The sequence below is a fragment of the Candidatus Methylomirabilota bacterium genome, assembly GCA_036005065.1.
Classification (GTDB): domain Bacteria; phylum Methylomirabilota; class Methylomirabilia; order Rokubacteriales; family DASRDR01; genus DASYQW01.
Window position 1 is genome coordinate 23,049 of the sequence record DASYQW010000107.1, and the last position, 13,596, is coordinate 36,644.

The 13,596-nt window shown below is 71.3% G+C and carries 12 protein-coding genes; 6 read left to right on the forward strand and 6 right to left on the reverse strand.

Annotated features, from left to right (window positions below; genetic code table 11):
* Positions 1-111: 111 nt before the first annotated feature.
* Positions 112-1,509: an MmgE/PrpD family protein gene (locus tag VGW35_08080; protein HEV8307613.1), complete on the reverse strand. Its 1,398-nt coding sequence runs from the start codon at positions 1,507-1,509 to the stop codon at positions 112-114.
* 135 nt (positions 1,510-1,644) lie between these two features.
* Here VGW35_08080 and VGW35_08085 point away from each other — a divergent pair, with 135 nt between their 5' ends.
* From VGW35_08085 to VGW35_08100, 4 genes are read left to right on the forward strand one after another with little or no spacing between them, the layout of a single operon-like run.
* Positions 1,645-2,184 carry a tripartite tricarboxylate transporter TctB family protein gene (locus VGW35_08085; protein HEV8307614.1) on the forward strand — a complete coding sequence of 180 codons (540 nt, stop codon included), beginning with the start codon at positions 1,645-1,647 and terminating at the stop codon, positions 2,182-2,184.
* A gap of 37 nt (positions 2,185-2,221) precedes the next feature.
* Positions 2,222-3,742, forward strand: a complete 1,521-nt coding sequence (locus VGW35_08090; GenBank protein HEV8307615.1) for a tripartite tricarboxylate transporter permease — start codon at positions 2,222-2,224, stop codon at positions 3,740-3,742.
* Positions 3,743-3,771: 29 nt separating this feature from the next.
* A complete protein-coding gene (locus tag VGW35_08095; GenBank protein HEV8307616.1) occupies positions 3,772-4,764 on the forward strand; it encodes a tripartite tricarboxylate transporter substrate binding protein in 993 nt (330 codons plus the stop codon).
* Entirely contained in the window at positions 4,765-5,595 is an 831-nt protein-coding gene (locus VGW35_08100; GenBank protein HEV8307617.1) for a sugar phosphate isomerase/epimerase family protein, read from the forward strand. It abuts the gene before it with no gap.
* A gap of 25 nt (positions 5,596-5,620) precedes the next feature.
* Here VGW35_08100 and VGW35_08105 read toward each other — a convergent pair whose 3' ends face one another.
* The 3 genes from VGW35_08105 to VGW35_08115 form a co-directional block, all read right to left on the reverse strand.
* The gene (locus tag VGW35_08105) at positions 5,621-6,436 is read right to left on the reverse strand and encodes a substrate-binding domain-containing protein (GenBank protein ID HEV8307618.1); all 816 of its coding nucleotides are present in this window, start codon (positions 6,434-6,436) and stop codon (positions 5,621-5,623) included.
* A 139-nt stretch (positions 6,437-6,575) separates the two neighbouring features.
* Positions 6,576-6,833 carry a translation elongation factor-like protein gene (locus VGW35_08110; protein ID HEV8307619.1) on the reverse strand — a complete coding sequence of 86 codons (258 nt, stop codon included), beginning with the start codon at positions 6,831-6,833 and terminating at the stop codon, positions 6,576-6,578.
* A gap of 40 nt (positions 6,834-6,873) precedes the next feature.
* Positions 6,874-9,186 (reverse strand): xanthine dehydrogenase family protein molybdopterin-binding subunit, encoded by a 2,313-nt coding sequence (locus tag VGW35_08115; protein HEV8307620.1) that lies wholly within the window; start codon positions 9,184-9,186, stop codon positions 6,874-6,876.
* Positions 9,187-9,401: 215 nt separating this feature from the next.
* Between VGW35_08115 and VGW35_08120 the strand changes: the two genes are divergently transcribed.
* The gene (locus tag VGW35_08120; protein ID HEV8307621.1) at positions 9,402-10,370 is read left to right on the forward strand and encodes a diacylglycerol kinase family protein; all 969 of its coding nucleotides are present in this window, start codon (positions 9,402-9,404) and stop codon (positions 10,368-10,370) included.
* A gap of 225 nt (positions 10,371-10,595) precedes the next feature.
* Here the strand turns inward: VGW35_08120 and VGW35_08125 are convergent, their stop codons facing one another.
* The gene (locus tag VGW35_08125; GenBank protein ID HEV8307622.1) at positions 10,596-11,645 is read right to left on the reverse strand and encodes a lysylphosphatidylglycerol synthase domain-containing protein; all 1,050 of its coding nucleotides are present in this window, start codon (positions 11,643-11,645) and stop codon (positions 10,596-10,598) included.
* Positions 11,646-11,754: 109 nt separating this feature from the next.
* Between VGW35_08125 and VGW35_08130 the strand changes: the two genes are divergently transcribed.
* Positions 11,755-12,468: a phosphatase PAP2 family protein gene (locus tag VGW35_08130; protein ID HEV8307623.1), complete on the forward strand. Its 714-nt coding sequence runs from the start codon at positions 11,755-11,757 to the stop codon at positions 12,466-12,468.
* 113 nt (positions 12,469-12,581) lie between these two features.
* Here the strand turns inward: VGW35_08130 and VGW35_08135 are convergent.
* A partial coding sequence (locus tag VGW35_08135; GenBank protein ID HEV8307624.1) for a hypothetical protein occupies positions 12,582-13,596 on the reverse strand: 1,015 nt, incomplete at its 5' end.

The window sequence follows — 13,596 nt, forward strand, 5'->3', positions numbered from 1 at the left end:
GAGTGGCCGCCCGTATTCTACCCCGGCCGGGGGGCGGCGACCGAGGAGCGTCGGCCCCGGGTGATCGGCCCCGGCCGGCCCGGGGTCCCGGGGGCCAGGACACCCGCTCGATCATGATCGGTGCCCGGGGGTCGTGAGAGAGGCGAGCAGGTCGGTGAGGGGCTCGCCGGTGGCGAGGCCGTTCACGCTCCGGATGACGCGCTCAACCTGCTCGGAGGGCAGGGCGAGGACCGCGTTGCCGCGAAACTTGGCCTCCACTTCCCCGCGCGTCAGGGGGAGGTCGGGACCGCCCCGCGGGCGATCCTGACGATCGTGGACGCGCCGCCCGTCGGCGAGGGTCATCTCCACGTCACCGACGAACTGACGCGGATAATCGATCGTCGGATCCAGCTCGTAGGTGACCCGCTGGGCCAGGCCGAGCACGGCCGGGTCGCGGACCGCCTCGTCGGTGAACTCCGCGAGCCCCGCCCGGCCCTTGACCAGGATCACGGCCAGCAGGTACGGGAGGCTGAACTTCGCCGCGTACCCGTTCGGCGGCGCGTGCTTGGCCGCCAGCGGCTCCCAGAGTCGAGGCACGGGCCCGGCCGCGGTGCGGCAGCGGATGCCGGCGACCTCGTCGGGACGGACGCGGTGGCGCTCGCGCAACCGGAGGGCGACGTCCATGTACGGCTGGGCGATCGATCCGCAGGGATAGGGCTTGAGGGTGAGCTGCTCGAGCTCCCAGGCGCGGCCGAGGCTCTCGACCAGCTCGCGCAGCCGGCCGGCGTCGTGACCGCCGGCGAACGCCTGGTACAGGCCGTGCGGGCCTTCGAAGACGGTCGCGGGCCCGCTGAAGCCCGACCGGGCCAGCAGCGTGGCGACGACGCCGCCGTGGGCGGCCCAGCCGGGGTGGAGCCGCTTCGTCCACGAGCCATCGGTCAGGTACTCGATGATCCCGCTGGCCTGGCTTCCGCAGATCCCGAAGGCGTGGACGAGCTGGTCTTCGGACAGCCCGAAGAGCTTCCCGGCGGCGGCGGCCGCGGCGAAGGTCCCGGCGATGGCGGTGGGGTGGAAGTGGCGGGCGTGGAGCGCGCCGGGGACCGTCAGGCCGACACGACACATCACCTCGACGCCGGCGATCAGCGCCTCGAGGACCGTCCGTCCGCTGGCCCCCACGGCCTCGCCCACCGCCAGCGCCGTGGTGACGGCGACACAGCCCGTGTGGACGATGGCGTCCTCCCGCGTGTCGTCGAAGTCGAGACCGTGGGCGAGGGTGGCGTTGGCGAGGACCGCATTGGCCGCCGCCACCTTCGCCGCGCTGCCGAGCAGCGTGCTCTCGGGCGGTCCTCCCAAGCGCTCCGCGACCCCGCGAACCGCGCGTCCGAAGTCTTCCCCGGAAGCGGCCAGGGAGTTGCCGAGCGTGTCGAGGGCGAGCAGCATCGCCTGGGTCGCGACCGGGTCCGGGACCTCGTCCAGCGCGAGGCCGACGACGAAGCGGGCGAAGTGCCTGGCCGCAGTCGGCTGCGTCACGGTGAGCCTGTTCTACCGGCGGCGGATGCCCATGTCAACCGAGGGCTCCCGGCCGCGACGTGCCGCGCGAGGCGCGTCTTGGCCTCGCCCCCGCGGTGTGCGAGAATCAGCGCCCGACCACCAGAGGGACGCATCGTGAGCGCGGAGACGGGAGACGCGGGGGGAAGACCGGGCGACGCGCGCCGGGGCGAGCTGGCGATCGCCGCCGTCCTGGTGGTGCTCGCTGTCGTGATCGTCGCCCTGGCCCGGCGGATCGAGCCCGGGGTCCTGACCGACCCGCTCGGCTCCCGGGCCTTCCCCCTGGCGCTCGGGGCGGCGATCGGCCTCTGTGGACTCCTGCTGGCCGCGACGACACTCGCGCCTGGCAGATTCGCCGGCGGGGCGCCGGTGTTCGTCGAGGACGGACCCGTCGACGAGCCGGCGGCCCCCTTGCTCGGCCGTCTGGTCGCGGCGGTCGTCCTCACCGCCGCCTACGTGGCGGCCTTCGAGCCCCTCGGCTACCTGCTCGCCACGCCCGCCTACGTGGCAGCCATTCTCCTCGTCCAGGGCGGAAGCTCGCTCCGGGCCTTCGCGGCGGCACCGCTGCTGGTCACGGGCGCGTTCTACGCCGCGTTCCGTTTCGGGCTGTTGATCCCGGTGCCTGACGGCGTGCTGGAGCGGTGGCTCCCGTGGTGATCGGCCCGGGCCGGGGCCCGGCGCATCTCGGCGCCCTATGACCGTGCTGGAAGGTCTGGGCGCCGGGTTCATGAGCGCCTTCGAGGGCGCGCGCTTCCTCGCCATGGTGGCCGGGGTGGCCTGGGGAGTCATCGGCGGCGCCATCCCGGGCATCAGCGGAGCCGTCGCGATGGCCCTCGCGCTGCCGTTCACGTTCGCCCTCGACGCCACGACTGCTCTCTGCATGCTCGCGGGCGTGTGGGCCGGAGCCAACTACGGCGGCTCGATCCCGGCTATCCTCATGCGGATCCCCGGCACCCCGGCCTCGGCGGCCTGCCTCATGGATGGCTACGAGCTGACCCGCCAGGGCCGGGCGGCCAAGGCGCTCGGCGTCTCGCTGGTCTGCGGCACGATCGGCGGCGTCGCGAGCATCGTGGTGCTGATCGCCATGGTCCTGCCCCTGGGCGAGGTGGTCCTCCATTTCGGGTCGCCGGAGACCTTCGCCCTGGCGGTCTTCGCCCTCACCCTGCTGGCCGGCCTGGCGGAGGCGAGCTTCCTCAAGGGGCTGGCGTCGGGCCTCTTCGGGCTGCTGCTCACGACGGTCGGGCTCGACAGCCTCACCGGCTCGCTCCGCTTCACGTTCGGGCGGACCGAGCTGATGACCGGCGTCGACGTGGTGGCCGCGATGGTGGGTCTCTTCGCGGTGTCGGAGATGTTCCACCGCATCGCTCACCCGGAGGACGTCCCGGACGTCATGGTCGGCCGGGCCTACACCGCCTTCCCGACCCTCGCCGAGCTGCGTGAGCTGTGGCCGGCGACCTTGATCGGCACGATCGTGGGCCTGATCGTGGGCGTCATGCCGGGGGCGGGGGCGACGGCATCCTCGTTCGTGGCCTACAACGAGGCCCGGCGCTGGTCGAAGCACCCGGAGCTGTTCGGGAAGGGCTCGATGGAAGGCGTGGCCGCGCCGGAGACGGCCAACAACGCGGTGCAGGGCGGGGATCTGGTGCCGACGCTGGCCCTCGGCATCCCGGGCTCGAACTCGGCCGCGATCATGCTGGCCGCTCTGATCCTCCACGGCATCCAGCCCGGGCCGTTTCTGCTCTCCAAGCACGGCCAGCTCGTCTACACGCTCTTCGCCGGACTCCTGATCGTCAACGTCCTCATGATCCCGGTCGGCCTGGTGATCCTGCGGCTGTGCCTCCTCGCCCTGCGCCTGGCCCCGCCGGTGCTGGTGGCGGCGGTGCTCGCCCTGTGCGTGATCGGCACCTACGCCTCCGAGCTCACCATCGTCAATCCCTGGACCATGCTCGTCTTCGGCATACTGGGGTATGGCATGCGCCTCTCCGGATTCTCGGCGGCGGCGATGGTGCTCGGCATGGTGCTCGGCGTGATGGCCGAGAGCGAGCTGCGCCGGTCCCTCATCATCTCCCACGGGAGCTGGACGATCTTCCTGACGCGCCCGATCACGGCCGCGCTTCTCTTCCTGACGGTGGGCGTCCTGGTCTATCCTGTCGTCTTCGGCGTCCTGCGGCGCCGGCGCGCCCGGCGCGCGGTGACCGCCCCACCCATCGCCTGAGCTGCACGACGAACAAGGAGGCTCGAGACATGGGCAAGCGCTCGATGGCTCTCGGAACCCTGGGGGGACTCGTGCTGGCCGCCCTCGCCGTCCTCGGCGGCCCGGAGGCGGCCTGGGCGCAGGCGCGCGACTTCCCGACCCGCCCCATCGTCTTCGTCGTCGGCTTCGCCCCGGGCGGCGGGGCGGACGTCTTCGCGCGCGCGCTGGCCGATGCGGCCAAGACCGTGCTGCCGCAGCCGATCGCGGTGGAGAATCGGCCCGGGGCCGGCGGGACCGCCGCCGCGGCGTACGCCGCCGGGCGGCCGGCCGACGGCCACACGATCCTCTTCGCGCATGCCGGCTCCTCGATCATCACGCCGCTCATCACCAACCAGCCGTCCCTCAAATGGGACGCCTTCGAGCCGGTGGCCCGGATCCACGCCGAGGAGGAGTGGCTCCTCGTTCAGCCCGACGCGGCCTGGCAGTCGATCGACCAGCTCGTCACCCACGCCAAGGCCAACCCGAAGAAGGTGCGGGTGGCCGGCTCGGCGATCGGCGGGATCGACAGCTTCGTGGTGCTGTCGTGGAAGCAGGCGGCCGGCATCGACGTCGAGTACATCCCCCACGAAGGCGGCGGCCCGGCCACCCTGGCCTTCCTCGGGAAGAACGCCGAGGTGCTCGTCGGAAACGTCTCCGAGGTGGCCCAGCACATCGAGGCCAAGAAGATGGTGCCGGTGGCGGTGGCCAGCGAGAAGCGCAGCCCGATCTTCCCCGAGGTGCCGACGCTCCGGGAAAAGGGCTGGGAGGTGGTGCTGGTCCAGTGGCGCAGCGTGCTGGCACCGAAGGGGACGCCGGCGCCGCGGGTCGCGGCGCTGGCCGAGGCCTTCCAGAAGGCCATGGGCGCCGGCTCCTGGAAGACATTCAACCGGAACGCGAAGGCGGTCGACGCGTTCCTGGGGCCCGCCGACTTCCGGAAGTTCCTGGCGGCCGAGGAGGAGCGCTTCATGAGGATCATCGACCAGCTCGGGTTGCGGAAGAAGTAGTTGGCCGGCCTCTCGCCGACCCAGATCGGCTTCGCCGCGTCCTCGGGCCGGGTCGAGCGGTACTTTCCGCTGGCTCGCCGGCACCGGGTCGGCTGGCTCGAGTTCTCCTGTCAGAACCCCGTCAACTTTCCCCAGACCTTCGACCGGGCCCGCGCCCGACGGGTGCGGGGCCTGGTCGAACGCTCAGGGATCCGCTGCGGCCTGCACTCGGCGTCCTTCGTGAACACCGCCGAGATCATGCCGACCGTGCGGAAGGCGGCCGAGGCCCACCTCCGGGAGTACGTCGATCTCACCGCGGCCCTCGGCTGCGAGTACCTGGTCGTCCACTGCGGCTTCCACTTCAGCGCGTATCTCGACCGGGTGCGGGCCGCGCTCTACGAGACGATGGCCCGCTGCGTCGAGTACGGTGAGCGTCGGCGAGTCCCGCTGGTGATCGAGAACATGAACCGGCTGCCCGGGGACTCCGAGTTCCAGTATCTCGGGGTGACGGTCGAAGAGCTCCAGGCACTGTTCCGCCGGATCCGCTCGCCCTACCTGGGCCTCGCCCTCGACGTCGCCCACTGCGAGCTGCTGCCCGGCGGCACCGTCCCGTTCGTCCGCGCCCTCCGGGATCGCATCCAGTCCGTCCAGCTCTCCGACAACCGGGGGCGGATCGACGAGCATCTGGCCCTCGGTGAGGGGACGATCCGGTTCCCCCGGGTGCTGGGCGCCCTCGCCCGAATCGGCTTCGCGGGGCCGCTGATCATCGAGCTGTCCGATGTGGCGAAGAAGCTGCGCAGCCGGACCCGGCTACTCAAGCTGCTGGACCGGTCGGCGCCCCGGGGACGGTAGCGGCAACCGGCCGGAGCCCCGGGCGCTATTCCCTGTAATCCAGGCCGGCGGCCTCGAACTTCGGCCTGAGGACCGGGCGAGCCAGATAGGCGATGAACGTCCGCGCCACGTCCGACATCGCGCTCTTGGCGGCGAGCCCGGCCGAGTAGGTCGTGACCTTCTGGAGCTCCTTCGGCAGCGGGCCGACCAGGGTGACTCCCTTGACCGGCAGGATCTCGCTGATCTGGTGCACGACCAGCTCGGCCTGACCCTTGACCACCGCCTCGGCAGCGAGCCCGCCGGGCCAGAGCAGCGCCTTGTCCTTCACGGCGTCGGCAATGCCCAGGCGCTGGAGCACGCCCGCGAAGTGGATGCCGCTGGTGCCTCCGCTGGCCGGATCGATGTACACGAAGGACTTCACCGCCAGGAGGGTCTGCTTGAGGGCCTCGGGTGTGGAGATGTCCGGGCGCGGCGCGCCCTCCTTGACGCCGACGCCGATGGCCGTGCGCGCGAGGTCGGTGCGCGTGCCCGGGACGACGAGCCCCTGGCGGGCCAGGTCGTCGATGGCCACGTCGCTCAGGATGAAGACGTCGGCCGGCTCCCCGGCGGCCGCCTTCTGCCGCAGCGCGCCGACGGTGCCGGCCGTGATCAGCACGGTGTGCCCGGTCTCCTGCCGGAACGCCTCGGCGAGCTCGGTGATCATGGTCTTCATGGCGCCGGCGCTGAAGACGCGGATCTCGGCCGCCTCTGTCCCGCTGGCCAGCCCGGCCAGGACGGCCAGGCTGGTCGCCAGGCAGCCGGTCCGGAGGATGCCCCCCGGTCGCCGCGCGCCGCTCACGGCAGCGACACGACCCGTGACCATGGCTTGCCCCCCCTTCCGGACGCGAACAGGTCCGCGTTCGACGCGGTGACGGCGCGGGGAAGTGGCGTGACCATAGGGGACGAAGACGGCGCCCTCAAGCTGGCCCGGGCGGTATGTTGCGGGTCGACGCCGATCAATCTCATGCGTCCGTCACGCGGAAGACCTGGTCGTGCCGGCGAACGCGCTCTTGGACCTTGAGGGCCACCTCGGCCCCGCGCTGCGCCTGCTCCACGGCCTGGTGCTCGACCTGAAGCGACTCCACGGGCTGAGCAAAGTCGGTCGTGTGGCCGCGGATCCGGATCTGGTCGCCGACCCGGAGGTCACCGTCGGTCAGATGCACCACCGCGACACCGAGGTGGGCGTAGTAGCCGGTGATCGTGCCGACCTTTTCTTCCATGGCTCGGTCACCCCCTCGATCGCCGAATCAGGCCGGATGCTCAGGCATGGGAGAGCCCTTTGCGGAGGGCGCGCCAGACTTTCTCGGGCGTCAGCGGCATGTCGAGGTGCGTGATCCCGAGGGGCCCCAGCGCGTCCACCACCGCGTTGACGATCGCCGGTGGCACCCCGATGCAGCCGGCCTCGCCGATGCCCTTGGCGCCGAGCGGATTTCGCGGCGAAGGGGTGACCGTCTTGGCGAGGAGCGGCTCCGGCACGTCGTCGGCGTGGGGCAGCGCGTAGTCCATCAGTGTGCCCGTCAGGAGCTGGCCGGTCTCCTCGTAGACGATTTGCTCGAGGAAGACCTGGCCGTACCCCTGAGCGAAGGCGCCGTGGAGCTGGCCCTCGGCCAGCAGCGGGTTCACGATGGTGCCGCCGTCGTCCACCCAGACGAGCTTCTCCAGCGCGATGCGCCCCGTCTCCTGGACGACCGCCACCACTGCCACCACGGTCCCGAAGCTCCACATCTCGCCCTCGGCCTGGAAGAAGACCGTCGCGTCGAGGCCGGGGAGAAGGCCGGCCGCCGCCGGCCGGGGCCGGTGGGCGGCCTCCGCCACCTGCTTCCAGCTCACGTGCCGCGCGGGTACCCCCGCGACCTGGAAGCCGCCGGGCACGGGGCGCACGTCGTCGGACGCGGCCTCGAGCAGCGCGGCCGCCAGACGCCGCCCCTTTTCCCGTACCTCGAGGGCCGCCGTGGCCAGGGCTCCGCCGCCGAGCGCGGTGCTGCGGCTTCCGAAGGTCCCGAAGCCCTGCGGTGCCGAGCGGGTGTCGCCGTGCAGGACGACGATCTCGTCCGGCCGGACCCCGAGGAAGTCGGCGACGACCTGGGCGAACGTCGTCTCGTGCCCCTGGCCGTGCGGGCTCGAGCCCGTCACCGCCGTGACCGCGCCCGTCCGCTCCACCCGCACGCTCCCGCTCTCCCAGCCGAGCGCCGAGGGCTCGATGTAGCTGGACAACCCGATCCCGCGGATCTCGCCGCGGGCGCGTGCCGCCGCCTGCTCGGCCCGGAGCCGCGGATAGTCCGCCAGCTCCAGCGCCCGGTCCAGGGCCCGCGCGTACTCGCCGGAGTCGTACACCTGGCCGGTCGCAGTCCTGAAGGGGAAGCGGTCGGGCGGAATGAAGTTCCGTCGCCGGAGGTCCGCCGGATCCATCCCGAGCGCGCGGGCGGCCTCGTCCATCAGCCGCTCGATCAGGAACGCCGCCTCCGGCCGTCCCGCCCCGCGGTAGGCGCCGATGGGCGCGGTGGTGGTGAAGGCCGCCGTCGCCTCGATCTCGCACGCCGGAACCACGTAAGCCCCGGGGAGCAGGCGGGCATGGTTCCAGGGCGAGATCGCCGCGCTGTTGACGAGCGAGCTGCCCAGCGGATAGACGACTCGCCCCCGTAACCCCGCGATGCGGCCCTCGGCCGTCACCGCCAGCTCGCCCTCCGCGACGCCGCCCCGGCCGTGGTTGGTCGTGAGGAGGTCCTCGCTGCGCGTCGACACCCACTTCACCGGTCGGCCCAATCGCATCGAAAGGTATGCCACCAGGACGTCCTCGCGATACGGCGCCGTCTTGACGCCGAAGCCGCCACCTACCTCGGGGGCGATGGCGCGGACGCGGGACTCCGGGATGCCGAGGATCCGGGCGATCTCGGCCCGGACGGCGAACGGGGCCTGGGTCGAGCTCCAGAGGGTCAGCTCCTCCGTCGTCGGGTCGAACGAGGCCAGGATCCCCCGAGGCTCCAGGGCCACCGCGGCCAGCCGCTGCTGCATGACGCGGAGCCTCACCACGCAGTGAGCGGAGGCGAAGGCGGCCGCCACATCGCCGTGCCGCCAGGTGTGGGTGAAGGCCCGGTTGTCCCGGAGCTCCGGGAAGAGCACCGGTGCGTCTGGGGCCAGGGCCGCTTCCGCGTCCGGGAGCGGGGGGAGCGGGTCGTACTCCACCTCGATCAGCTCGGCCGCGTCCCGCGCCCGGTACGGCGTGTCGGCGGCGACCGCCGCCACCGGCACGCCGGCCGCCCGCACGAAGTCGTGGGCCAGGATCGGGTGGGGGGGGACCTTCATGTCCGGAAAGACCCGGTTGACCGGCATCGGGCCCAGATGGCGCACTTCGGCGCCGGTGATGACGGCAACGACGCCGGGAGCCGCGGCGGCCGCGCTCGGGTCGAGCCGCCGGATTCGCGCATGAGCGTGGACGCACCGGAGGAACGCCACGTGGACGAGCCCGGGAGGCTGGAAGTCATCCACGTAGCGCCCGGCCCCGATGAGCAGCCGGCGGTCCTCCACGCGCTTCAGTGGACGCCCGATCCAGCGACTGTCGCTCGTCTCGGCCATCGCGGCGCCTAAACTAGCTGGGCGACGAAGGAGTGTCAAGGCGCCGTTGCCGCGGGGGCCTGTGCTGTCAGGCTTTTGGCGCCGCGGCCAGATGCCCGTCCGCTTCCCGAGCCCTCGGACGTGTAAGGTCCCGGGCGCCCGCGCCAGACCTCCTGGCACCTCTTTTGCACCGCCTCTCCACGTCCGGCCACGCGTGGGGGAGAAGGCGAATGACGATGCGAACGAGACGGCGAAGATCAGGCCCCGTCGCAACCGGGACCCGGCTGGTCCAGATCATCGTCACCCCGGGGTCCGGCAACGGTCGCGCTCTCACGACCGCGCTCCAGCTCCGCGAGGGGCTCCGGACGCGTGGGCATCAGACCAGGCTCGAGGCCCTGTCCGACCTCGACAGCCTCGGCCGCTGGACGGCGACCGCCGATCCGAACCTCTCGCTCCTGATCTGCGTCGGCGGCGACGGGACCCTGAGCGCGGCCGCCGCCGCCGCCGTGCGGCACTCCATCCCGTTCTTGCCGGTGCCGACGGGCTTCGGCAACCTCTTCGCGCGCGCGCTCGGGCTCACGAATCGCGTGGATCGCGCGCTCGACTTGCTCGAGCACGGGACGCTCGTCCAGGTGGACGTCGGCGTTCGGAATGGCGAGCTGTTTCTCTGTCAAGAAAGCTACGGATTGTTGTCGGAGATCCAGCATCGAGTGGAAGAGAGCGTCGCCCAGCCGCGGGCCCGCTGGCGGCGCTGTCTCGCATACTATCGGATGGCGCTGCGCTACCTCGGGGACGCGCCGCTGACGCCGCTGGAGGTGGTGGTGGACGGTCGCGTCGTGGCGAGAGATGCGGTCGTCGTCGCCGTGGCCAACGTCGAGACGTATGGCGCCTGGCTCAGGCTGACGCCCGACGCCTCCCCGGTCGACGGGCTCTTCGACGTGTTCACCATGAGCGGAGCGACCAAGCGGGCGGTCCTGGCGAGACTCCTCAAGCGGCAGCTCCGTCTTCCCGGAACGGAAGAGGGAACGCAGGTCTGCCGCGGTCGGCGCGTTTCGGTCACCGCCCCCCACCAGGCCCGGAACGAGCACGGGTTGATTCCGCGCGTGCTCCCCGTCCTGGTCCCCTCGGAAAAGGCCGAAGCTCTCACGCGAGACCTGGTCCGCGTCTACGCCCCCTCCCAGCCCGGTGCTCGCCGGGTAGCCTGAGCTCGGCCCGGCGGGGGTGTCGGACCCTCGGCAAGCTCTCCGACGGTGTGGAACTCCTGGAGTGCGAGGCCAGCAGTGAGCGCGGAGCGGCGGCTACGCGGCGGGTCGGAGTAATCAGCGGCCCATGACCCCAATCAGGGAATGCGTCGAGTCGCGTCCGAGCGGCGGCTTTTGCCGCCGCAACCCCTCCCTGGGGGGAGGTTTCGGAGGGCCCCCTCCGATGAACTACGCGGCGGCGCTCGGGCCTAGCGGTCCCGCGCCGATCTCTTCACGGACCCGAGACGCTCCGGTCTGCGGCGAGCGAGCCGCGGCCGGCGCGCGCGTGCCCAGTGAGCGGGTCGAACGCATGGCCATCAGGACCACGACCCCCACGGCGATCCACACGACCTGACGGGCCCGGCGGACGAGCGTGAAGGCCAGTCCGGCGGTGGCGGTGAAGCCGAGGACCCCGAAGGCCGCCGCATTGGCTCCTTCGAGCGGGCCCAGGCTGGCCGGCACGAAGAACGTGGCGAAGCGCACGCTGGACCACAGGGCTTCGACGACCGTGGCGATGACCAGCGACCCCGACAGCCCCAGACTGGCCAGTATGAGGAGCGCTTCCACCGTCCCGAGCATCCAGCCCACGAAGTGTGATCCGACCGACAGGAGAAAGCGCCGCCACTCGTAGCGATAGAAGCCGCGCAAGGCTTCGTCCAGCCGCTGCGCGTGATGGAGGCCGTTGCCGCCGATCGGCCCGAGCATACGGCCGGCCCTGGCGACCACCCCCGCCAGCTGCACGCCCAGGAAGCCCCCGACGGCGATCACCTCGACGACGAGCAGGTAGCCCATCGCGGTGAGGAGCGGCGACCCGATGGTCCCCACGGTCACGGCCGCCACGATCGCGACGGCGAGCAGCAGAACCTGGGCGATCACCTCCGCGGTCTTCGCGAGGATCAGCGACGGAATGCTTTCCTCGTAGGGAATCTCGAACCGCAGCAGCCAGGCCTTCATGGCCTCGCCCCCGACAGAGGCCAGGGCGGTGAGGACATTGACCGCCTCGCCCGCACATCGGGCGGCCAGCAGCTTGTGAAACGGCGCCCGGTCGCGCGGGAGGGTGTATTGCCACCCCAGCGTGTCGACCGCCAGGTTGACACCGAAGAGGAGGCATACGAGGCCGAACTGCCACCAGGTGATGCGGGCCAGGGCGGAGGCGACGGATTCGGCGCCCACGTAGTAGACGAGGACGAGGAGCCCCAGGGCGCCCCCGGCGACGAGGAGGGTTCGGAAGGCCCGCATTGGACATGCCAGGAGCAAGGAGCATGCCGGCGGTCGAAACTCCTGGACAAGGGGTCGCCCCGGTGCTATCATGCCTTTCCACATGTCAAACGGGTCGGCCGGGAGGGTCATGGGAAAGGCGCTGGTCCTGGGCGCCCTTCTGTCCCTGATCGGCTTTCTGATGCTGACAATCCTCGTCATCCTCCATGATTTCGACGGCGCGGACCGGCTGGCCCGCGCGGTCGTGCAGGAGCCGCGCCACCCGCTGTTCCGGTCTTCCATGGAGATGGCGTCGTTCCTGGGTGGCGAGCCCGGGCAGTTCGTGGTGGTCTGCTTCGGGTCCGTTCTGCTCTGGCGCCGGCGGGGGCGGTGGGGTCTCTGGTTGCCGATGGTCATGGCCGGAGCCGGGGTGCTCCAGCTCATGGCGAAGTGGGCCATCGATCGCCCCCGTCCCAACCTGGACGCCTGGGGTTTTCCGAGCGCCCACGTTCTGAGCCTGGTCGTTCTCTTTGGCTACATCGCGTATGTCGCCGGCACGTCGAGGGCGCGGCACCCGTGGCGGGGTCTCGGTGTGGCCGCCTGTGCGGCCGTCGTCGGGACCGTCGCGTACAGCCGGATGTATCTCGACGCGCACTGGCTTTCCGACGTCCTCGGCGGGTTCAGTATCGGTCTGGCGTACCTTCTCGGCGCCCTCTGGCTGATCCGATCGACCCCCGCCCTTCCGGAGGCGGCCGTCCGGGCCATGATGCCGGCGGGAAGCGAGGTCGACGACTTGCTGGATGGCGTCGCGACGGGGAAGTTGAGCGCCGAGTCTCTCGTTGCCGCCGCGACGGCCGGATCCTGACGAGCGCGGCGCCCCCTGATCTCTGATCGGCCCCCTCCGGGCTCTGCGCCTCGAGGACCGCGTATCCCCACCACCCGGGTCCGGACGGCCAGCGAGCGAGCCAGCGCTCTCCGTCAGAAGCGGACGCTCACCTGGACGGCCGCGAAGGGGCCGGAGCCGACGTCGATCCGGTTGTGGTCGCGGTCCGAGTAGCTTTCGCCCTCGAAGTAGAAGCGGTCGAAGGCATACCCGCCCGAGAGTCGGATTCCCACGTGCCGCAAGTCGAACCGCGCGCCCGCCGTGAGCCGCTTCTCGTAGTAGTAGAGCTTGTCGTCTTTGTTCTGGCGATCCGCGCGGAAGTAGCGGTCGTTGTCCCAGTCGAAGCCGACGTAGAAGCGTAACGGCCGGAAAGGGCGGTAGGTGATGCGCGCGCGGACTCTCCGGAGCGGGAAATATTGGGCCTCCAGCGTGAGCGGTTCGAGGGGCCGGTACTCGACCGACGTGAAGGGGAACCCGATGACGGCCTTGAAGCGCTCCGAGGGGGCGTACAGGTAGGCGAGTCCCGGAATCGGAAAGCCCCCCAGGATCTCCTGGTCGGTTGCGTAGATCAGGCTGAACAGCCACGCATTGGACTCCCGGTGGGGAACCCGCAGCATCCCGATGGCCCGCACGTACAGCTCGTCCTCGCTGGCGAACGGCTCGTCGCTGGCCGAGCCCACGGTCAGGAGCGCCCCGGCGATCCAGCCGTTGTCGAGCTGGTGGCGATAGCTGCCGCTGGCCCGCACGTCCCAGAGCTCCCCGGGAAAGCGCCCGCCCGTGTCGGGCAGGATCGCGCGGGTGTCGAGGTCCTGGAGGCTGACGTTGGCCGAGAGGGCCCATTCGTTGCGGGAGTCCTGGGACAGCGGGACCGAGAGGGAGAAGCTGTGCTCGGTGCGCTGCAGGTCCGTGGGCTGCCGTTCCACTCGCTCGCCCGAGTAGTAGGTGAGCCCGTACTCGGCGCGGGGGATCAGCTGCCCGAGCGTCGGGTCAACCCAGGACTGGATCTCCGACTGGGCCCTGGCCGACGTGGGGAGGGCGCCCAGCAGCAGCATGCCAAGGGCGAGCGCGCGGACCGGCTTGGCCGGAGACATGCGGGTTCTCCTTTCGCTG

What these genes read in the sequence shown, in the direction of transcription:
- VGW35_08095 (HEV8307616.1), top strand. Translation starts at nt 3,772, where the DNA reads ATGGGCAAGCGCTCGATGGCTCTCGGAACCCTGGGGGGACTCGTGCTG.
- VGW35_08110 (HEV8307619.1), bottom strand. Translation starts at nt 6,833, where the DNA reads ATGGAAGAAAAGGTCGGCACGATCACCGGCTACTACGCCCACCTCGGT.
- VGW35_08130 (HEV8307623.1), top strand. Translation starts at nt 11,755, where the DNA reads ATGGGAAAGGCGCTGGTCCTGGGCGCCCTTCTGTCCCTGATCGGCTTT.
- VGW35_08125 (HEV8307622.1), bottom strand. Translation starts at nt 11,645, where the DNA reads ATGCGGGCCTTCCGAACCCTCCTCGTCGCCGGGGGCGCCCTGGGGCTC.
- VGW35_08105 (HEV8307618.1), bottom strand. Translation starts at nt 6,436, where the DNA reads ATGGTCACGGGTCGTGTCGCTGCCGTGAGCGGCGCGCGGCGACCGGGG.
- VGW35_08120 (HEV8307621.1), top strand. Translation starts at nt 9,402, where the DNA reads ATGCGAACGAGACGGCGAAGATCAGGCCCCGTCGCAACCGGGACCCGG.
- VGW35_08090 (HEV8307615.1), top strand. Translation starts at nt 2,222, where the DNA reads ATGACCGTGCTGGAAGGTCTGGGCGCCGGGTTCATGAGCGCCTTCGAG.
- VGW35_08115 (HEV8307620.1), bottom strand. Translation starts at nt 9,186, where the DNA reads ATGGCCGAGACGAGCGACAGTCGCTGGATCGGGCGTCCACTGAAGCGC.